Origin of the sequence: Kitasatospora sp. NPDC048540 (assembly GCF_040651175.1) — a bacterium.
In the GTDB taxonomy this organism is placed as follows: domain Bacteria; phylum Actinomycetota; class Actinomycetes; order Streptomycetales; family Streptomycetaceae; genus Kitasatospora.
The window spans coordinates 47,907-68,766 of the sequence record NZ_JBEZIR010000039.1 but is presented as its reverse complement, the minus strand read 5'-3'; the positions used below and the strand labels follow the sequence as shown (position 1 = coordinate 68,766).

Here is a 20,860-nt window from a genome sequence, read left to right as displayed (position 1 = left end):
AGCTCGCCGCCCAGCGTGGGGGCGTAGGTGGCGCTGCCGAAGTGCTCGGCGGCCCTCGGCACGCCGTACGAGGACGTTGCCCGAGGCATCGCGACCGCCCCGGGCAACGGGCGCAGGCGGCCGGAGGGCCCCGAGGGCCTTCAGCGCGTTCCGGCGTGGGGGTCGGCGTGGGCCAGGGCGGGAGGCGGCGGCGCGGCGGGGGGCATCGGCGTCGCCGACACCAGGACGTGGCCGTAGGCGAGTGCGGCTGCCGTCGCAACGCCGGTGATGAGCGGCCAGCGCACGTTGTACCGGGCCGGAACACTCAACAGACTCCGGGAGGCCCGGCGTACGGGCGGTCGGCGACGACGGGAGACTTTGCGGCGGCTCATGGGTGGCTCCTGCGGCGGGTGCGCCGGCTGGTGGGGGCGAATGGTTGGACGGTGCCGATCAGGTCGCGGTACGGCAGCAGGCGGCGCGGCATGTCGAGCGCCACCGCTGCCACCAGCTGGGGTCCGGCGGGGGTGTCCCGGGTGTAGGTGGCGATGAAGCGTTCGGAGCGCAACGAGCCCTCGACGACCTCCATCCGCTGTCCCAGTGCGGGCATCCCGACGGCCTGCAGCCTGCGGCCGTGCTGCTCGGACCAGAAGCGGGGTACGGGCGCGAAGGCGGACGCACCGGCGGGGCCCTGCAGCAGGGTGTCCGCGGCGTGCTGGCCCATCTCGACGGCGTGGATGAGATGCTCCACCCGTCGGGGCACGCCGTCGAAGCGGAGGTTGGGCCAGCGGGCCACGTCTCCGGCCGCGACGACGCCGGGAACCGGGTGTCCGGTGGTGTCCAGGGCGTGGCCGGCCGCGTCGCACAGCACTCCGTCGGAGACGTCCAGGCCGCTGCCGCGCAGCCACTCGGTCCGCGGTTCGCCTCCGAGGCCCAGGACGACGAAGTCTGCGGTGATGGCGGTTCCGTCGTCCAGGCGCAGCCGTAGGGCGTGGCCGAGGTCGATCCAGTCGGTGATCCTGGTGCTGAGGCGTACGTCGACGCCGGCCCGCTGCTGCACCCGCCCGACGACCTCCCCGAGGGTGCGGCCCAGGACGCGGCGCAGCAGGGGTGCGCTGTGGACCACGAGGGTGACGTCCATGCCGTGTTCGCGGGCGGTGCAGGCCAGTTCGCAGCCGACGAAGCCGCCGCCGAGGATGACGACGTGGTGGGCTCCGGCGCGGTTCATCGCCTCGCGCAGTGCGGCGGCGTCCGCGAGGGTGCGTACGGTCCGGATCCGGTCGGAGAAGACGGGGGCCAGTGGGAGCCGTTTGGCCTCCACGCCGGTGGTGATCACCAGTCCGTCGTAGGGAAGTTGCTCGCCGCCGGGCAACAGGACGGTGCGGTGGTGGAGGTCCAGTCCGGTCATCCGGGTGTCCGTCAGCCAGTGGGCGTCCAGCTCTTCGTCGGCGCGGAAGGTGAGGTCGTCGGCGCGCAGTTCGCCCGACAGGTACTGCTTGGACAGCGGCGGGCGGCTGTAGGGGCGGTGGGGCTCCTCGCCGACGATGACCAGTTCGCCGTCGAAACCGCGTTCGCGCAGCCGGGTGGCCGCGCTGAGGCCTGCCAGGCCGGCGCCGGCGACGACGACGCGTCGGCGGCTGCCGCGGGTGGCGGCACCGCTGCGGGTGCCGCGGCGGCGTGCGGCGGGCGGTGGGGTGGTGGAGGTGACGGAGATGGCCTGCATGGGGCAGCAGCGGGCGGCCTGTCGGGCCTGCGCGGCGTGGGCGGCCGGTACGGCTCCGGTGTAGTGCAGGGATCCGTTCTCCGCGATCTGGAAGACCTCGGGTGCTTCCTGCTGGCAGATGCCGTAGATGTGGCAGCGGATGTTGTCGACGCTGACCTTCACCGGTGCCTGCTCGGGGACCAGCTGGGGGCGGGCGAGTGGCAGCGGCGGTGGTGCGGGCAGCGGTCCGGGGCTGCCGGAGATCTGGGGCTGGGGCTGCGGCTGGGGCTGGGGCTGGGGGTGCGGGCGGGCGGTGGCCAGCTGTCCGAGACGGGTGAGTTCGTGGTTCACAGGGCCGTCTCACGCGGGTCGAAGGGGTTGCGGAGCCTGGAGCGTGAGGGGATCACCCGGATCAGGAAGACCGCGAGGCAGATCAGTGCCCCCGCGGCCACGCCGACGGCGATCAGGTTGAGGTGGCGTGGCTCGGGGTGGACGGTGAAGATGTGCAGCCAGATCAGTGCGAAGGAGAGATAGGCGAGCTGGTGCACCCTGAGCCAGCGCCGGTACGGGATTCGGCGCTGGATCCACACCGAGGCGCCCACCGCCGCGGCCAGTTCGAGGCCCAGGATGCCGAAGCCGACCGGGATGCGCTGCACGTCGCCGGTGAAGGGTACGAGCAGTTCGAGCGTCCCGATCCGCCAGACCGGTTGGTAGAGGAACGAGACCCCGTGGACCAGCCCGAAGATGAGCGCGGACAGGGCGATGGTCATGTGTGCGCTGTGGGCGGCGGTCCGGCTGATCAGGCGTTGGAAGTAGCGCATCCGCAGCACGACACCCAGCAGGATCGCCGCCGTCATCAGGGCGTAGGAGGCGAGGGCGGCCAGCCGGGCGATCTTGTGGACGCCGGTGTCATAGGGCAGGTGCTGGTCGAACGCGTCCCAGGGCGAACCGGGGATGGGCGCCGCGGGCGCCGCGACCGCAGGTACCGCCAGGAGCACGACGAGCGCCAGGACACCCAGCAGGACGGCAGCCGCACGGTACGTGTGCCGTGCGCAGCGGCCGGACCCGGTGAGGTGCGGGGTGGGACGAGGTGGGGCGATGCTGATTGCCGCGTCGGCTGTCACGGTGGTTGCTTTCCTCTGCGCTCGTCCCCCTCACCGGCTGCAACGTGCCCCGGTCGGCCGGCTCAGCGCCCTGAGCTGCGGCTCTCCTGATCGTATGGGCGCATCGGACCTGGGTGGCCGACGAACAGAGAGAGCTCATGAGCCCATAAGGTTCCGCTCAGCAACGCGCTCGGCGGCGGATGTCCCGGCGTCCCGGGAGAGGGCCGGGACCGGCTGCGGGCCCTCCCCCGGTTCGGTGAGCCGCAGTGGGGAGGCGATCAGGATCAGCGGGACCAGGAGCTCGCCGAGCTGGGCCGCCCACAGCGTCGGGCGGGTCCCGGCCGCGGCGCCGAGCGCTCCGCCGAGCAGCGCGCCCAAGGGCATGACGCCCCAGGTCAAAAAGCGCATGGTCGCGGTCATCCGGCCCAGCGCGCCGTCCGGGCAGAGCGCCTGGCGCAGGCTGACCTGGGCGACGTTGTAGGCCACGATCGCGAACGAGCAGCCGCACCACCCGACCACGAACGCGGCCAGCCCGCTCCCGCCGCCGGCCGTCGGGATGAGCAGCCCGAGCGGCAGGCCGACGACGGTCGGCAGCCACACCCCGCGGGCGTGGCCGGCCCGCCGGATGAGGGCGGGGGCGGCGAGCGCGCCGGCGAGGCCGCCGGCGCTGCCCGCCGTCATCAGGAGGCCGATGAGTCCGGCGGACAGGCCCAGGTCGTCGGCGAGGAAGGTGGTGATCACCGCCGCGAACACGGCCGTGAAGAAGTTGACCGCGGCGGTGGCCGCGGCGAGCGCGCGCAGGACCGGGTCACGCAGCACCAGCCGCAGCCCCTCCCCGACCTCCCGCAGCAGGCCCGGTCGCTGCGGGCCGGCGGCTACGGGCGGCGCGGGCTCGGCCCGCCGGATGCCGGCCAGGTACAGGCCCGACAGGACGAAGCTCGCCGCGTTCGCCGCGATCGCCACCGGCGCGGTGAGCGCCTGGACCAGTGCGCCGGCCAGCGACGGCCCGGCCATCTGCGCGACGGAGGCGCTGGCCTGCAGCCGGGTGTTGCCCTCGACCAGGTCTGCGGGGTCGACCAGGGTGGGCAGGTAGCTCTGGTACGCCACGTCGAAGAAGACCGTGGCGACGCCCTGGACCAGTGCGACGGCGTAGAGCTGCCAGATCGTCAGTACGTCGCACCAGGCCGCGAGCGGCACCGACGCCAGCACCACGGCCCGCACCAGATCGGCGCCGACCAGGACGGGGCGCCGGCGCCTGCGGTCGGCCCACACGCCGGCCGGCAGTCCGACCAGCAGGGAGCCGAGAAACTCCAGTGCGACCAGCACGCCGACCGCCTGTGGTCCGGCGTCCAGGTGCACCACGGCCACCAGCGGCATCGCCAGGATCGAGACCTGCACCCCGAACTGGCTGATCGTGTCGGCGATCCAGAGCGAGCGGAAGTCCCGGTGGCCGGACAGCCCGGTTCGGCGCGGCCGGGGTGGCCGGCCCGGCCGTGGTGGGCCGCTCACCCGAGTGCCGCAGCTTCGTCGAGGATCAGCAGCTCCGTCAGCCGGGGTGCCAGGGCGGCCACCGTCGGGCTCTCGAAGAGCACGCTCATCGGGAAGTCCAGCCCGAGGTCGTCCCGGAGCCGGTTCACGGTGCGCATCGCGAGCAGCGAGTGGCCGCCGAGGGCGAAGAAGCTGTCGTGGATCCCGACCTGCGCGGTCCCGAGCACCTCCCGCCAGACCTCGCACAGCCAGGCCTCCAGCTCGTCGCGCGGTTCGCCGCCGGCCGCGGCGGCGCCCGGCAGGTCGGGTGCGGGCAGCGCCGCCCGGTTCAGCTTGCCGCTGGCCGTCCTGGGGAGCTCCGGTACGACGACCACCGCGCTCGGCACGGCGTGGGCGGGCAGGCGCCGCTCCACGAAGGTCCGCAGGGTGTCCGGCTCCGGCGGGGTGCCGTCTGCGGCCACCACGTACGAGACGAGCCGCGGGTCGCCGGGCGGGACCGTCATGACCGTCGTGGCGCTCTCCCGGACGGCGGGGTGGGTGTTCAGGGCCGCGTCGATCTCGCCGAGTTCGACGCGGAAGCCGCGGACCTTGACCTGCTGGTCGGCGCGTCCGAGGAAGTCCAGGCTCGCGCCGTCGGGGCGCAGCCGGACCAGGTCGCCGCTGCGGTACAGGCGGGCGCCGGGGCGGGTGGAGAAGGGGTCGGGGAGGAAGCGCTCGGCGGTCAAACCGGGGCGGTTCAGGTAGCCGCGGGCGACGCCGGTGCCGCCGAGGAACAGTTCGCCGACGGCGCCCGGGGGGACCGGCCGCAGGTCGGCGTCCAGGATGTGGGTGGCGGTGTTGCCGAACGGGGTTCCGAGCGGCACCGTGCTGAGGCCGGCGAGGGCGGCGGGGGTGCAGTGCCACCAGTTGACGCAGACGGTGGCCTCGGTCGGGCCGTAGCCGTTGTACAGCTCGCAGTGCGGGAGGACGCGCAGCAGGTCGCGGGCCAGGGCGACGGGGACCTCTTCGCCGCAGGCCACGACGAGCCGCAGGGTCGTGCACTCCTCGATGCCGCGTTCGGCGAGCAGCAGGGCCAGCATGGACGGGACGAACTGGGCCGCGGTGACGCCGTGGGTGCGGATCAGGTCGCGCAGGCGGCCGGTGTCCTTGTGGTCGTCGCGGGCGGGCAGGACCAGGCGCGCGCCGACGGTCAGCGGCCAGAAGAACTCCAGGACCGAGGCGTCGAAGCTCAGCGAGGACCGTTGCAGGAAGGCGTCGTCGGGCCGCAGCGGGTATCTCTCCTGCAGCCAGTCCAGCCGTTCGGCCGCGTTGCGGTGGGTGAGGACGACGCTCTTGGGGCGGCCGGTGGAGCCGGAGGTGGAGATGGTGTAGGCGGTGTTGTCGAGGTCGCAGGGCGCGGCGGCCGGAGCGGCGGCCGGGGCGTCGGTCCACTGTCCGGGGTCGTCGAGGTCGAGGATCAGGGCGTCGGTGGGCGGGAGTGCGGCGGTGAGGTGCCGCTGGGTCAGGATCACCCGGGTTCCGGTGTCCGTGAGGAGGTCGGCGAGGCGTTCCCGCGGGTGCTCTGGGTCGAGGGGGACGTAGGCGCCTCCGGCTTTGAGGACGCCGTACAGGGCGGCGACCAGCTCCGTGGAGCGTTCGGCGTGGACGCCCACCAGTGTCTCGGGGCCGACGCCGGCTGCGCGCAGGCGGTGGGCGATCCGGTCGGCCTGCCGGTCGAGTTGGGCGTAGGTGGTTGCCGTGCCGTCGGCGAGGACCAGGGCGACGGCGTCCGGTGTCCGGTGGGCCTGGGCCGTGAAGCGTTCGTGCAGGGCGGCCCGGGAGGCGGGCCGGTCGGGTCCGGCCGAGAACCGTGCGAGGGTCCGGCGGGCCTCGGGGGCCGGTTCCAGGTCGCCGATGCGGCGGTCGCCGTCGTCGGCGGCCTGGGCGAGGATGCCGCGCAGGTGCGCGGCGAATCCGTGCATCGTCCCGGGCCGGTAGAGGCTGACGTCCCAGGCGACGTCGACGGCGATCGCGCCGTCCGCGAGGTGGTCGAACCACAGGCCGAGGTCGTACTTGGATCCCACGCCGGGCACGGGCAGTTCGGTGACGGTCAGCCCGGTCAGGTCGGGTGCCCGGCGTCGTCCGCTGCCGTAGCCGACGATGACCTGGAACAGCGGGGTGCGGGAGGGGTCGCGTTCGGGGGCGAACTCCTCGACGAGCCTGGGGAACGGGACCTCGGCGTGTTCGAAGGCGTCGAGTACGAGGTCCCGCATCCGCTCGACCGCCTCGGTGAAGGTCGGATCGCCGGAGGTGTCGCCGCGCAGGACCAGCATGGTGAGCAGCGGGCCGATCATCGAGGCCGTGTGGTCGGTGTCCCGCGCAGCGGCGGCGGTGCCGACGGTGACGTCGTCGCGGCCGGTGTACTGCCGCAGGGCGACCTGGCAGGCCGCGAACAGCACCATGGCGGGGGTGGCGCCCACCGAGCGGCCGAGTGCGGTGAGCCGTTCGGCCTGCGGGCGCGGGAGCACGAAGCCGGTGACGTCGCCGGCGCCGGAGCGGTGTGCGGGCCGCGGCAGTTCCGGGAGCAGTTCGAACGGGTCGAGGCCGTCGAGCTGTGTGCGCCAGTAATCGAGGTGTTCGCGGGCACCGAGGTCGTCCTGGAGGGCGTCCTGCTGGGCCGCCGTGTACTGCGCGTACGAGATCCCCAGGGGGGCGAGGTCCGCGGGGCGGCCGGTGACGGCGGCGTTGTAGAGCTCCGCCAGTTCGGTGTAGAGGACGTTGCGTGACCAGTCGTCGAAGGCGAGGTGGTGCACGGTGACGAGGAGCAGGTGGAGTTCGTCGGCGAGGCGGATGAGGCGGGCGCGGATCGGCAGGCCGTCGGCGACGTCCATGGGCGCGGTCGCCTCGGCGAGCACGAGGTCCTCGATGCTCACGGCCCCGGGTGCGTCGGTGGCGTCCTCGACGGTCAGGGCGAAGTGGTCGGCGGGCCGCAGGACGCCGGACGGCTCGCCGTCGACGAGGCGGAAGGAGGTGCGCAGCAGTTCGTGCCGGGCGACGAGGGCCGTCAGCGCCGAGTGGAGCGCGCCGGCGTCGAGCGGTCCGGACAGGCGCAGCGGCAGCGGGACGAGGTATCCGGCCGGGTGGGCGCCGAGCTGCTCGGCGAACCACAGCTGCTGCTGGCTCTTGGAGAGCCGGACGGGGTTCATGGCGGTTGTGTCCTGATCGTCGTGGGGGGTGCGGGGCGGGGTCACGGCGCTGCCGTCTCCTTCGGGTCGGCGGCGGGGCCGCAGCCGAGCGCCAGGGTGCGGGCGTGTCCGAGGAACCGGTCGACCAGGTCCTGGACGGCGGAGGCCTGCCAGGCGCGGCCGGGGTAGGTCCAGTGCAGCTGCAGCCGGCCGTCGGTGACGTAGGCCGTGACGTCGAACCGGTAGGGGCGCGCGAGGCCGGGGGCGAATTCGGGGCCGCGTCCGCCGGAGACGCGCCGGAACAGGCCGTCCTCGGAGCCGGGGCCGAGTTGCCCGTGGTAGTTGAAGCACAGGTCCGAGCCGGTCCACGGTGCGGGGTCCTCGCGCAGGTACCTGGTCATGCCGTGGCCGGCACCGACGGGCCGCCCGGAGAGCTGGCGGTGGACGTCCCGCAGCTGGGTGACGGGGTCGTCGGCCTCGGGCAGTCGTACGTGGAGCGGGTGCAGGGCGGTGAACCAGCCGACGGTGGCCGACAGGTCGAGGCCGGCGTCCAGTGCGTCGCGGCCGTGGCCCTCGGTGTCGATCCGGAACTCCCGTCGGCCGGTCCAGTCGGCCAGGGTGCGGGCGAGGACGGTCATCAGGACGGAGGTGACGTCGGTGCGGTGGGCCTGGGCCGACCGGCGGATAAGGGCCTCGGTGGCGGCCGTGTCGAGGGTGCCGGAGACGGTTGCGGCGTCGGCGGCCGTGTTGCCCTCCTCCTCGCCGTCTCCGCGGGGCAGTTCGCCCGCTTGCAGGGTGCCGAGTGCGCGCCAGTGCTCCGCGACGGGGGTGAACTCCTCGGCGCGGGCCCGGGCGGTGAGCGCACCGGCCCAGGCCTGGAAGGAGGTCGTCTTGGCAGGCAGGCGCGGCTGCTGGCCTGCCGACAGCTGGCCGTAGAGGAGAGCGAGGTGCTGGAGCAGGACGTCCCAGGAGACGGTGTCCACCGCGAGGTGGTGGACGGCGATGACCAGCTGGTCGGGGCCTTCGTCCGCTTCGAGCAGGACGGCTCGCAGGAGCGGTCCCTCCGCGAGGTCGAAGGATGCCTGGGCGTTCGCGGCGGCGGCCTGCAGTGCCTGTTCCGCCTCGTCGGCGCTCAGGCCGGCGCCCTCGACGACGTCGAGGAGGTCGGTGTCGTCGGCCGGGGCGAGGTACTGGTGCCACCGGCCGTCGCGTTCGGTCAGCCGCAGCCGCAGCGCGTCGTGGTGTCCGACGAGTGCGGAGAGGGCGTCGCTGAGCAGTGTCGCGTCGAGTTGTTCGGCGCTCTCCAGCCGTACGGACTGGTTGAAGTGGTTCTGGGGGCCGTGGGTCTGCAGGAACCAGTGCTGGATCGGGGTCAGCGGCACCTCACCGGTCACCTCACCCTGCTGCGCCCGCACCACCACCCCCGCAGCCCCCGCAGCCTGCGCCAGCTCCGCGATCGTCTGATGATCGAACACATCACCCGACGTCAACGTCACCCCCGCCCCACGCACCCGCGACGCCACCCGGATCGCCATGATCGAATCCCCGCCGAGCTCGAAGAAATTGTCATCCACCCCCACCTGAGCCAGACCCAGCACCTGGCACCACGCCTCCGCCAGCACCCGCTCCACCTCGGAACGCGGAGCCCGACGCCCAACACCGGCCTCCCCCGCCACCTCCGCCACCTCCGGCACCGGCAACGCATCCCGGTCCACCTTCCCGTTCACCGTCAACGGGATCCGCTCCACCACCACGAACGCCTGCGGCACCATGTACTCCGGCAACGCCCGACCCACATGCGCACGCAACACCGACACCGACGGCACACCACCCCCACGCACCACCAGATACGCCACCAACCGCTTATGACCACCATCCGCACGCGCCACCACCACCGCCTCGGCCACATCCGGATGCACCGTCAACCGCGCCTCCACCTCACCCGGCTCGATCCGAAAACCACGAACCTTCACCTGCCGATCGATCCGCCCCACAAAATCCAGACCACCATCCGCACGCCACCGCACCGCATCCCCCGTGCAGTACATCCGCGCACCCGCCACCCCACAGAACGGATCCGGAACAAACCGAACACCCGTCAAACCCGCAGCATTCAAATAACCACGAGAAACACCCGCACCCCCCGTACACAACTGACCCACCACACCCACCGGCACCGGATCAAAATTCTCATCCACCACATACACCGACGACCCCCCAACCGGACCACCGATCGGTATCCGGGCGGTGCGGGCGTCCTCGATGACGACGCTGGTCGTCGTCCCGGTGTTCTCGGTCGGGCCGTAGCAGTGGTTCAGTGCCACATGGCGGGTCGCGGGGTCGTTCAGCATCGTCGCGAAGGTGCTCGGCATGGCGACGTCGCCGCCGACCACGATCTGCCGCAGGCCCGCCAGCGCCAGGTGGTCGTGCTCGACGAACTGGTTGAACAGGGCGGTGGTGATGACCATGGAGGTGACCGCGTGTTCGCGCAGCAGCGCCGCGATCTCGGGGATGTCCAGCTGCCCGGCCCTCGGCAGCACGAGCCGCCCGCCCTGCAGCAGGCTGGTCCACAGCTCGATGGCGGAGATGTCGAAGCTGAGCGGCGCGAGCTGGAGGAACGTCTCGTCGCGGCCGTGGGCCAGGAAGTCGGGCCGGTAGGCCAGCCGCAGGATGTTGCGGTGGGTGATGCCGACGCACTTCGGGGCGCCGGTCGACCCCGAGGTGAAGCTGACGTAGGCGAGCGAGTCCGGGTGCGCGGCCAACGCGGGCGCCCCGGCGGGCTGCGCCGCGAGCAGCGCCTGGACCCCGGGATCGTCCAGCACCACGACCGTACGGCCCTGCGCAGCCCCGCCGAGGGCGGCCAGCGACCCGGCCGTGGCCACGATCACCTCCGTCCCGCTGCCCTCGGCATAGGCGGCGGCGCGTTCGGCCGGTCCCGCCGGGTCCAGGAAGAGATACGCGCCGCCGGCCTTCAGGGCGCCGAGCAGGGCGACCACCATCTGTGCGGATCGCGGGACCGCGATGCCGACGACGGAGTCGGTGGTGACGCCGTGGCCGCGCAGCAGCCGGGCCAGCCGGTCGGTGAGTGCGTCGAGTTCGCCGTAGGTGAGGGTGCCGCCGGCCCCGGTCAGTGCGACGGTGTCCGGACGCCGGGTCGCCGCCTCGGTGAAGAGTTCTGCGATGGTCCGGTCCGTGCGGTCCCAGTGCACCGATCCGGTCCAGGCGGCGATCCGGTCGGCTTCGGCGGCCGAGTCCAGCCGCAGTGCGGCGGGCGCGGTGGCGGGGTCGGCGACGGCGTGTTCGACGGCCTGCCGAAAGTGGTCCAGCAGGAGGCTCACCGTCGCCGGTTCGAACAGCCCGGCCTCGCCGATCAGTTCGAACTCGATCACGGGGCCGCGGCCGACGCCGACGAGCATCAGCTCGTTCTTCACCGAGCCGGCCTCGGCGGCGACCGCCGGCTCGGCCGCGATCTGCGCCAGCGACCAGCCGCCCTGCCGGGTGTCCGCCCAGTCCGCGACCGCCTGGCACAGCGGTATCCGTGCGCCGCTGCGGGGCACGCCCAGCTCGGAGACGATCCGTTCCAGGGTGATGTCCTGGTGGTCCAGGGTGCCGCTGAAGGCCCGTGCCGTGTGCCGTACGGCCTCCTCGACACCGGCGGCCGCGCCGAGCCGGACCGGGATCGGTACCAGGTTGGCGAACAGGCCGACCAGTCCCTCGGTCTCGGTGCGCCGGCGGCCGGAGACCGCGGCGCCGATCACCAGGTCCGGTTGGCCGGAGTGCCGGCTCAGGACCACGGCGAACAGCGCGAGCATCGCGGTGAACGGGGTGGCACCCGCGGCGGCGGCGAACTCGCGGAACCGCAGGCTCTGTTCGGCGGACATCGTCCACCGCGCGCGATGGCCCTTCGGCGAGCGCGCCGAGGTCCGCGGCCGGTCGGTCGGCAGCTCCAGCACGTGCGGGATGCCGGCGAGCGCCTCGCGCCAGTACCCGAGGTCGCGCTCGCCGGGTTCGGCGTCGAGGCGGGCCGCCTGCCACTCGGCGTAGTCGCCGTACTGGACGGGGAGCTCGGGGAGTGCGGCCGGGAATCCGGTCATCCGGGCCGTGTAGCAGGCGTCGAGTTCCCGGTGCAGCACGCCGAGGGACCACTCGTCACCGATCAGGTGGTGCACGGCCAGCAGGAGCAGGTGCTCGTCCGCCGCGGTGCGGGCCAGCCGGACCCGCCACAGCGGCCCGCCGCAGACGTCGAACGGCCGGGCGCCTTCGCGGGTCAGTGCCCGCACCGCCTGCTCGCAGGCGTCCGCGCCCTCGGCGCTCAGGTCGACGGTCTCGAAATCGACGGCCGCCGCGGCCTGCGGGGCGACCGACTGGCGGGGCGGGTCCTCGCCGGTGAAGGTGGTCCGCAGGGTCTCGTGCCGCCGCGCGAGGTCCGTGAAGGCCTGCCGCAGGGCCTCGCGGTCCAGCGGGCCGCGCAGCCAGGTCAGTTCGGTCATGGTGTAGAGGCCGTCGTCGGCGGCCAGGTGCCCGGCCGTCCAGACGCCCCGCTGGATCGGCGAGAGCGCGGCGTCCGCACCCGGCCGGCGCGGGATCGCGCGCCGGGCCAGTCTGGCGGCGAGGTCGATCGTCCTGCCGCCGACCCGCAGCTGCGGGGTGGCGAGGTTGTCGGTAGCGGTCATGGGTCAGCCCCTGTCCCAGGTCATCAGCGGGCCCTGGACGCGCATCACCAGGTCGACCCGTAGTTCGGCGAGCAGATCTTCGAGCAGTGGTGTGGCGCCGTCGCCGTTGGCGAGGATCACCAGGCCGTGGCCGGACACCGGGTCCACGGCGTAGACGCTGCGGAATCCCGGGCCGTCGCCGGGGTGTCCGATCCACCGCCGGCCGGCGACGGTCTTCACGGATGTGCCGAGGCCGTAGCCGGACCGCAGCCCGTCGAGCATCTGCTCGGCGTCCGAGCGGGCGAGCAGGGTCCCCCGGTCCCGGGTCAGCGCGCGGTGGAGTTCGACGCCGACCCTGGCCAGGTCCGCGGCGGACATCCACACCAGGTCCTCCGCCTCCGTGCGGGCCGTCCGCCGGCCGCGGCCGTAGCCGCGCCCGGTCGCGGTGTGCCCCACGGCGACGGACTCCCCCGCGGCGGTCGGGAACTCCGGCAGGAACACCGTGTCGTCCAGGCCCAGCGGATCGAGGACGAGGGACTGCAGGGCCTTCGGGAAGGTGAGCCCGGTGACGTCGGCGATGACCCGCTCGACGAGGGTGTAGTTGGCGAGGCCGTACTCGTACCGGGAGCCCGGCGGCCGGCAGACGGCGACGACCGGCCCCCGGGCGCTCTCGTCCGGGTCCAGGCCCGCACTGTGGCACAGCAGATCGCGGACCGTCACCGGCCGCGCCGCATCCAGCGTCTGCACCCGCTGCCCGAGCAGCAGCTCGTTCACCGGGGTGCCGAGCGTGAGCGCACCGTCGCGGGCGAGCCGCAGCACGGCGATGGCGGCCAGGTGCTTGGCCACCGATCCGACCTGGAAGACCGTGTGCTCGGTCACCGGGACCGATCCGCCGGCCGCGGTCACGCCGTGGCCCCACGCCGTGATCCGGCCGTCCGTGATGGTGGCGACGCTCAGCCCGGGCACCCGGTAGCGCACCATCGGTCCGATCAGCAGCGGCGTCTTCGGGTGGATGCGGCGCAGCCACTCCTCGGGCTCGGCCTGGTCGGCGTCCCACAGCGAGATCTGGGTGATGAAGCGCCGCAGGCCGTGCAGGTGGTTCTCGGCGACGCAGAGCACAGTGTCGCGGTCGAAGGCGTCGGTGGCGTACAGCCAGGTCACCTGGAGCCTGCCGTCGATGATTCCGGCCATCACCTCCAGGGGGTAGGAGGCGGCGAAGTCCTCCGGCGCCTCGGAGCCGAGCGTGCGGGGCAGGTCCGTGAACGGGAGGCCGCCGTCGCCGGGTGCGTCGCCCGCCTCGCCGATGTAGTTGAAGCCGATCTCGGCGCCGGAGGCGACCGCCGCGGCGAGCTCGGGTCCGGCCAGGTGGCGGGCCACGCCGTACCCCATGCCGCGGTTGGGCATCGCCTGGCTCTGGTCGCGTACCTGCGCCACGTAGGAGCCGAGGCTGTCACCGGCCGTGAGGTGGAAGGACATCGGGTGGACGGCCGTGAACCAGCCGACGGTCCGGGCGACGTCCTGGTCGCGGGCGAACGCCTCGCGGCCGTGGATCTCGACGTCGACGGCCACCGCACCGTCGCCCACCCAGCCGTGCAGCGCCGGGACGGCCGCGGCGAGCAGCAGTTCGGCGGCGGTGATCCGGCCCGTGGTGCGCCGGGTCGCCGCGCGGAACGCGTCGGTCCCGGCGGGGTCCAGCTCGACCGTCACCCGGCCGGTCCCGGCCGGGGCCGCTCCGGGTGCCGTGTCGCGGGGCAGCGGTGTGCTCCGGCCGCGGGCCTGGGTCCAGTACTCCGCGTCCTTCTGGAACGCCGGGCCGGCCGCATACCGGTGCAGGTGCTCGGCCCACTCCTTGAACGAGGTGGTCTTGTCCGGCAGTTCGGCGCTCTCGCCGCGGACGGCGCCGGTGTACGCGGCCGCGAGGTCGGCGACGAGGAAGCTCCAGGAGACGATGTCGACCGCCATGTGGTGGACGACGATGAGCAGTTCGTCCGGCGCGGTGCCGCCGTGGTCGAACAGGACCGCGCGCAGGATCGGCCCGTTCACCAGGTCGAGGCCCGCCTGGGCCCGTGTCCCGGCGGCCTCGGCCAGCTCCGCGCGGTCCGCCTGCGGCCATGCCGAGGCGTCGACGATCTCGAGGAGGTCGGCGTCGTCGGCCGGGGCGAGGTACTGGTGCCACCGGCCGTCGCGCTCGGCCAGCCGCAGCCGCAGCGCGTCGTGGTGCCCGACCAGTGCGGACAGGGCGCTGCGCAGCGCCGCCGGGTCGGCCTTGTCGTTCCAGCGCAGCAGCTTGGACTGGTTGAAGTGGTTCTGGGGGCCGTGGGTCTGCAGGAACCAGTGCTGGATCGGGGTCAGCGGCACCTCACCGGTCACCTCACCCTGCTGCGCCCGCACCACCACCCCCGCAGCCCCCGCAGCCTGCGCCAGCTCCGCGATCGTCTGATGATCGAACACATCACCCGACGTCAACGTCACCCCCGCCCCACGCACCCGCGACGCCACCCGGATCGCCATGATCGAATCCCCGCCGAGCTCGAAGAAATTGTCATCCACCCCCACCTGAGCCAGACCCAGCACCTGGCACCACGCCTCCGCCAGCACCCGCTCCACCTCGGAACGCGGAGCCCGACGCCCAACACCGGCCTCCCCCGCCACCTCCGCCACCTCCGGCACCGGCAACGCATCCCGGTCCACCTTCCCGTTCACCGTCAACGGGATCCGCTCCACCACCACGAACGCCTGCGGCACCATGTACTCCGGCAACGCCCGACCCACATGCGCACGCAACACCGACACCGACGGCACACCACCCCCACGCACCACCAGATACGCCACCAACCGCTTATGACCACCATCCGCACGCGCCACCACCACCGCCTCGGCCACATCCGGATGCACCGTCAACCGCGCCTCCACCTCACCCGGCTCGATCCGAAAACCACGAACCTTCACCTGCCGATCGATCCGCCCCACAAAATCCAGACCACCATCCGCACGCCACCGCACCGCATCCCCCGTGCAGTACATCCGCGCACCCGCCACCCCACAGAACGGATCCGGAACAAACCGAACACCCGTCAAACCCGCAGCATTCAAATAACCACGAGAAACACCCGCACCCCCCGTACACAACTGACCCACCACACCCACCGGCACCGGATCAAAATTCTCATCCACCACATACACCGACGACCCCCCAACCGGACCACCGATCGACACCCGTGAACCCTGCTCGGGGCCGAGGACGGCGGTGGTGGTGACGCAGGTGTTCTCGGTCGGGCCGTAGGCGTTGATCAGCTTCAGGTCCGGGTAGGTGCGGGCGACGGCCGCGCACGGGCCGGGCAGGGCAACGTCGCCGCCGATGAGCAGCTGCCGCAGGCCGCCGAACGCCCCCATGTCCTGCTCGGCGATCTGGTGGAACAGTCCCGTGGTGGGGCTGAAGCTCGTGATCGCGTGCTCCCGGATCAGCGCCGCGATCTCGGGGACGTCCAGGCGGCCGGGGGCGGGCGCGACGACGGTGCCGCCGTTGAGCAGTGGGACCCAGATCTCCTCCAGCGAGACGTCGAAGGCGAGCGGGACGGTGTGCAGGGCGGTGTAGCCGGGGCCCGCCGACAGGTAGGTCTGCCGGTGCGCCAGCCGGACGATGTTGCGGTGGGTGATGCCGACGCACTTCGGGGCGCCGGTCGACCCCGAGGTGAAGGTCACGAACGCCAGCGAGTCCGGGTGCGCGGCCGACGCGGGCGCCCCGGCGGGCTGCGCCGCGAGCAGCGCCTCGACCTCGGGATCGTCCAGCACCACGACCGTACGGCCCTGTGCCGCCTCACCGAGGGCGGCCAGCGACTCGACGGTGGCCACGATCACCTCGGTCCCGCTGTCGCCGACGAGCAGCCGGTTGCGCTCGGGCGGTGCGGCCGGGTCGAGCGACAGGTACGCGCCGCCGGCCTTCAGGACCGCGAGCAGCACGGTGATGAGGGCGGCCGAGCGCGGGACCGCGACGCCGACGACGGTGTCGGTCCGCACGCCGTTCGCGCGCAGCACCCGGGCCAGCCGGTCGGAGTCGTGGTCGAGTCGGGAGTAGGTCAGGGTGCGGTCCGTGCCGACGACGGCCGTCGAGCCGGCTGCCGAGGGCAGGACGGCGGCGAAGAGCTCGGGCACCGTGGTCCGCGCGGTGGTGCCGAGGTTTGCGAGTCCGCGGTCGAGCAGTTCGCGGCGGTCGGCGGCGGTGAGCACGTCCAGTTCGCCGAGGCGCGCGCCGGGCCGCTCGGCCAGCTGCTGGAGGGTCAGTTCGTAGAGCGCCAGGACGCGTTCCGCGTCGGCCTCGCTCATCCGTGAGGGCTCGTAGGTGAGGTGGAGCAGCAGTTGCGTGCCGGCCACGACGCTGAGGTCCATCGGGAAGCCGGTCTGTTCGTAGCTGCGGACGGCCCGCAGGTCGAGCCCGGCGGCCTGCGAGTGGGTGTCCTGCGGTTCGGCGGCCTGCGGGTCGGTGTCCTGGTGGAGGTCGACGAACTGGAACAGGTTCTCGAAGAGCGGTGTGCCGCTCGGCACCGCGGTGTGCCGCCGGATCCGGGCGATGCCGATGTGCTCGGCCTTGCGCATCCCGTTCAGCGTGGAGTGCAGCGCGGTGAGCCAGTCCGTGACGACGGCGTCGGCGTCGACGGTGACCCGGGCGGGCACCGTGTTGATCAGCAGGCCGACGATTCGTTCCAGGCCGGCCTGGTCCGCGGAGCGGCCGGAGAGGATGGTGCCCCAGCACACGTCCCGCCGGCCGCTGTAGCGGGCCAGCGCGATCGCCCACGCGCCCTGCACCACCGTGTGGACGGTGCAGTGGTTGCGCCGGGCGAGGTCGGCCACCTGCCCGGTGAGGGCCGGGGTCAGGGTGCGGACGGCGGAGGCGCTGCTCGCGCTCGCCTCGCGCGCGGCGGGGGCGATGAACGGCAGCGTGGTCGGTGCGTCGAAGCCGCCGAGCAGAGCCGCCCAGAACTCCTCGTCGGCGCTCTCGTCGCGCCCGCGCAGCCATTGGACGTGGTGGCCGTAGGGCACCGGCTCGGGCAGTTCGGGGAGCGTACCGGCGGCCAGTGCGGCGTAGGCGGCGCCGAGTTCGCCGCGGACGATGGAGCCGCTCCAGGCATCCATCAGGATGTGGTGCTGGTGCCAGGCGAGCAGGTGGCGTTCGCCGTCGAGCCGGATCAGGTCGAACGCCAGCGGCGGCGCCGCGGCCAGGTCCATGCCGCGGTGGCGCCGGTCGAGCAGCAGCCGGCCCGTCGCGTCGTGGACCGTCTGCTCGTCGCGGCCGCGCCAGTCCAGGGTCCGCAGTGGCAGCGGGAAGCCCCGGTGGACGACCTGGACGGGGTGCGGGACCCCGTCCGTGACGAAGGTCGTGCGCAGGATCGGGTGCCGGTCGATGACGTGCCGCCAGGCGGCGATGAACGCCTCGGTGTCGAGTGGGCCCCGGATCTCGAACACCGTCTGGGTCAGGTAGTTGCCGCTGCCCGGGCGGTGCGTGGATTCGAACAGGATCCCCGCCTGCAGGGGCGACAGGGTGTAGATGTCCACGACCGTGTCCGGCGGGTACCGGTCGAGGACGCCGTCCAGAGAGTCCGCGTCCAGGTCGGCCGCGGGGAACTGCTCGGGGGTGGGCCGGAGCCGCTGAGTCATCGCCTTTTCACCAATCAGCCTCGTCGGAAAGTGGGACCGCTCAGGCGTCCGCCGCGGCGGCCATCCGGTCGCGCAGGCTGCGCGGCCGCAGGTCCGTCCACACCCGGTCGATGTGCTCGACGCACTCCTGCTTGGTGCCCGTCGTCCCCTCGTCGGACCAGCCGGCCGGATTCGGCCGGTCCGCGGCCCAGACGGAGTACTGCTCCTCGTGGTTGACGACTACCTTGAACTGCGCCTCGTGACCGACGGCCATGACGTTCTCCTTCGCGCGGGTATGAGTGGGGGGTGGGGGTGGGGTGTCGCGGCCGGTCAGCTCATCGCGACGAGGATCCGGCGCTCGCCGGAGTACGGCTCGCGGCCGTGTGCCATCAGCATGTTGTCGATCAGCAGGACGTCGCCCTGCCGGTACGGCAGGGCCAGCGCGACCCGGTCGTAGGCGGCGGCGATCGTCCGCAGGTCCTCGTCGGGGATCGGGGCGCCGTCCGCGAGGTAGGCGTTGCGGGGCAGGTCGGCCTCCGCGTACAGCTCGGTCAGGGCCTCGTGGACCTCCGGTTCCAGGCTGGAGACGTGGAACAGGTTGGCCTGGTTGAACCAGACCTCCTCACCGGTGTGCGCGGCCGCGGCGGTGGCCGGGCGGCGGTGGCGGGTGCGCAGCCCGTCCTCGACCCACTCGAACTCGATGCCGTTGCGGGTGCAGTACTGCTCGACGGTGGCGCGGTCGGTGGTCTGGAAGGCCTCCTCCCAGCTCAGGCCGAGCCCGTCGCGGTAGGTACGGGTGTAGACGACGCCGTCGGCGAAGCGGGCACGCAGGCCGGCGGGCAGCTGGGCGAGGACCGAGCGGCTGTCCGCGATGGGGGTGGCGCCGCCGGTGGCGGGCGGCGTCTGGCAGAAGAAGAACAGCAGCTGCGGCCAGCGGCTCGCGTAGGAGTTCTCGTTGTGCATCGGGATCGCCTGGTCGGCGGGGTACTCGGTGGAGGTGTAGATGTTCCCGCTGACGGCGCTGCGCGGGGTGGAGCGCTCGGTGTACTCGAGCAGCTCGCCGCCGATCGCGCTGACCACCTGGTGGAACTCGCCGACGTCGCCGCAGGCGCCGCGCAGCAGGATGAACCCTTTGCTGCGGAGTTCGGCGAGCAGCGGCTCGCGGTGGGCGCCGACCCAGGCCAGGGGGTTCTCGACGGTGGCGAGGTCGTAGACGCGGGCGGTGGTGTGGCCGTTGTCGTGGACGGCGGCCTGCACGCCGCCGAGCGTGCTGCCTTCGGTGATGGGCATGGACGGTCCTGTTCGTCGAACGGGTGGGCGGGTCGGTCAGCCGGCGGCGAGGATGTCCCGGACGGTGCGCAGGCGCAGCACGGCCGTCAGGGGGATCTGCAGTCCGGCCTTGCGGGCGCGGGTGACCACGCGGGCGGCGGCGATGCTGGTGCCGCCCAGGGCGAGGAAGTCGTCGTCGATGCCGACCTCCTGCGCGCCGACGGTCTCGGCGATGACCCGGCACAGCAGTTCCTGTTCCGGGGTGACGGGTGCCGTCCGGGTGGCGGCGGGTCGGCCCGTGCCGGGTGCGGGCAGTGCCTCGCGGTCGAGTTTCCCGTTGGCGGTCAGCGGGAGGTCGTCCATCGCGACGAAGACGGCCGGGACCATGTACGGGGGCAGGGTCCGGGCCAGGGAGCGGCGCAGCTCGGCGGCGTCGACGGCGGTCCGGTCGGCGGTCACCACGTAGGCGGTGAGCACGGTGGTGCCGGCGGTATCCGTGCCCGCCGCCACGGCGGCCCGGTCCACCAGCGGGGAGGCGGCGAGTGCGGCCTCGATCTCGCCGGGCTCGACCCGGTGGCCGTTGACCTTGACCTGGTCGTCGGTGCGGCCGAGGTATTCGAGTTCGCCGTCCGGGCGGGTGCGTACCAGGTCGCCGGTGCGGTACATCCTCGTGCCCGGCCCGTCGAACGGGTCGTCGAGGAAGCGTTCCGCGGTGAGCTCGGGGCGGTTCAGGTATCCGCGGGCCACCTGGGCGCCGCCGATGAAGAGTTCGCCGCGCGCGCCGTCGGGGACGGGCCGCCGGGCGCCGTCCAGCACGTACAGCCGGGTGCCTTCGACGGCGCGTCCGATCGGTACGGCTCCCGGTTCCAGGCGGTGGCCGGGGCCGACGGTGTACACGCAGCAGCCGACGGTGGCCTCGGTGGGCCCGTACTCGTTGACGACGCCGACCCCGGGGTGGGCGGTCCGCCACTCCTGCAGCGCGGTGCCGAGCAGGGCCTCGCCGCCGATCACCAGTTGCTCGCTCGGCGAGCACTGCGCGGGCAGGCGGCGCAGCAGCGCGAGGTGCGACGGTGTCACCTTGAGGAAGGTCGGCTTGCGGAATCCCGGCGGCAGGGCGCGGCCGTCGGCCAGGGCGAGCAGGTCGACGATCTCCACCGATCCGCCGCTCAGCAGCGGGGGGAAGATGCTGGTCACGGCCAGGTCGAAGGAGACCGAGGAGTGCAGCAGGGTCCGGCCGGCCGTGGCCGGGTAGTGGGTGCGGACGTGGTCGAGGTAGACGTTCAGGGCCGCGTGGTCGATCACGACGCCCTTGGGGGTGCCCGTGGAGCCGGAGGTGTAGATCACGTACGCGGTGTCGTCGCCCGCGGGCGGCGGGACCGGGGCCGGGGAGTGGGCGCAGTACGGTGATCCGGCCGGGTCGTGGTCGTCCAGCAGTCGTTCGGTCTGCGGGGAGCCGAGGTGCAGGACGCGGGCGTCGGTGGCGGTCCCGGCGAGCACGGTGCGTACGGCCTCGCCCGACGCCACCACGATCGGTGTGGCGGAGTCGGCGAGGACCTGCGCGATCCGCTTGGCCGGGTCGTCGGCGGCGATCGGCACGTAGCCGGCGCCGGTCTTCAGGACGGCGAGCAGGGCGACGACGAGGTCGGCCGACCGGTCGGGCAGTACGGCGACGAGGGTGCCGGGCCGCGCGCCTTCGTCGGCGAGCACCGCGGCGAGCCGCGCCGCCCGGTCGTCGAGTTCCCGGTAGGTCGACGTGTGGCCGTCGTGGGCGACGGCGACCGCGTCGGGGGTGGCGCGGACCTGCGCGGCGAACAGTTCGGGTACCGTGCGCGGCGCCTTCGCCGGAAGTCGGGAGGACATGGTGACTACCACCTT

The 20,860-nt window shown here is 73.1% G+C and carries 9 protein-coding genes; all 9 read right to left on the bottom strand.

From position 1 onward, the window contains the following. Nucleotides 1–367: 367 nt before the first annotated feature. The 9 genes from AB0D08_RS17795 to AB0D08_RS17755 all read right to left on the bottom strand — a co-directional run bounded on the left by AB0D08_RS17795 (nt 368) and on the right by AB0D08_RS17755 (nt 20,845). On the bottom strand, nt 368–2,029 hold the full coding sequence (locus AB0D08_RS17795) for an FAD-dependent oxidoreductase (RefSeq protein ID WP_359889728.1): 1,662 nt from the start codon (nt 2,027–2,029) through the stop codon (nt 368–370). Beyond that, nucleotides 2,026–2,802: a ferric reductase-like transmembrane domain-containing protein gene (locus AB0D08_RS17790; RefSeq protein WP_359889725.1), complete on the bottom strand. Its 777-nt coding sequence runs from the start codon at nt 2,800–2,802 to the stop codon at nt 2,026–2,028. The genes AB0D08_RS17795 and AB0D08_RS17790 overlap by 4 nt, the downstream gene beginning before the upstream one ends. A gap of 135 nt (nt 2,803–2,937) precedes the next feature. Beyond that, nucleotides 2,938–4,290 (bottom strand): MFS transporter, encoded by a 1,353-nt coding sequence (locus AB0D08_RS17785; RefSeq protein ID WP_359889722.1) that lies wholly within the window; start codon nt 4,288–4,290, stop codon nt 2,938–2,940. Then, nucleotides 4,287–7,499 carry an amino acid adenylation domain-containing protein gene (locus AB0D08_RS17780; protein WP_359889719.1) on the bottom strand — a complete coding sequence of 1,071 codons (3,213 nt, stop codon included), beginning with the start codon at nt 7,497–7,499 and terminating at the stop codon, nt 4,287–4,289. The genes AB0D08_RS17785 and AB0D08_RS17780 overlap by 4 nt, the downstream gene beginning before the upstream one ends. Continuing rightward, complete coding sequence (locus tag AB0D08_RS17775) at nt 7,496–12,106, bottom strand: amino acid adenylation domain-containing protein (RefSeq protein WP_359889717.1); 4,611 nt, start codon at nt 12,104–12,106, stop codon at nt 7,496–7,498. The genes AB0D08_RS17780 and AB0D08_RS17775 overlap by 4 nt, the downstream gene beginning before the upstream one ends. A gap of 3 nt (nt 12,107–12,109) precedes the next feature. Next, the gene (locus AB0D08_RS17770; RefSeq protein WP_359889714.1) at nt 12,110–17,737 is read right to left on the bottom strand and encodes an amino acid adenylation domain-containing protein; all 5,628 of its coding nucleotides are present in this window, start codon (nt 17,735–17,737) and stop codon (nt 12,110–12,112) included. Nucleotides 17,738–17,777: 40 nt separating this feature from the next. Then, on the bottom strand, nt 17,778–17,990 hold the full coding sequence (locus tag AB0D08_RS17765) for an MbtH family protein (RefSeq protein ID WP_033820353.1): 213 nt from the start codon (nt 17,988–17,990) through the stop codon (nt 17,778–17,780). Between the two features lie 56 nt (nt 17,991–18,046). Further along, nucleotides 18,047–19,006 carry a TauD/TfdA family dioxygenase gene (locus AB0D08_RS17760; RefSeq protein WP_359889711.1) on the bottom strand — a complete coding sequence of 320 codons (960 nt, stop codon included), beginning with the start codon at nt 19,004–19,006 and terminating at the stop codon, nt 18,047–18,049. 36 nt (nt 19,007–19,042) lie between these two features. Next, nucleotides 19,043–20,845: a non-ribosomal peptide synthetase gene (locus AB0D08_RS17755; protein ID WP_051812361.1), complete on the bottom strand. Its 1,803-nt coding sequence runs from the start codon at nt 20,843–20,845 to the stop codon at nt 19,043–19,045. Between the last annotated feature and the right edge of the window lie 15 nt (nt 20,846–20,860).

Coding starts and splice junctions, on each gene's coding strand:
- AB0D08_RS17775 (WP_359889717.1), bottom strand. CDS start 12,106: ATGACCGCTACCGACAACCTCGCCACCCCGCAGCTGCGGGTCGGCGGC.
- AB0D08_RS17770 (WP_359889714.1), bottom strand. CDS start 17,737: ATGACTCAGCGGCTCCGGCCCACCCCCGAGCAGTTCCCCGCGGCCGAC.
- AB0D08_RS17765 (WP_033820353.1), bottom strand. CDS start 17,990: ATGGCCGTCGGTCACGAGGCGCAGTTCAAGGTAGTCGTCAACCACGAG.
- AB0D08_RS17755 (WP_051812361.1), bottom strand. CDS start 20,845: ATGTCCTCCCGACTTCCGGCGAAGGCGCCGCGCACGGTACCCGAACTG.
- AB0D08_RS17760 (WP_359889711.1), bottom strand. CDS start 19,006: ATGCCCATCACCGAAGGCAGCACGCTCGGCGGCGTGCAGGCCGCCGTC.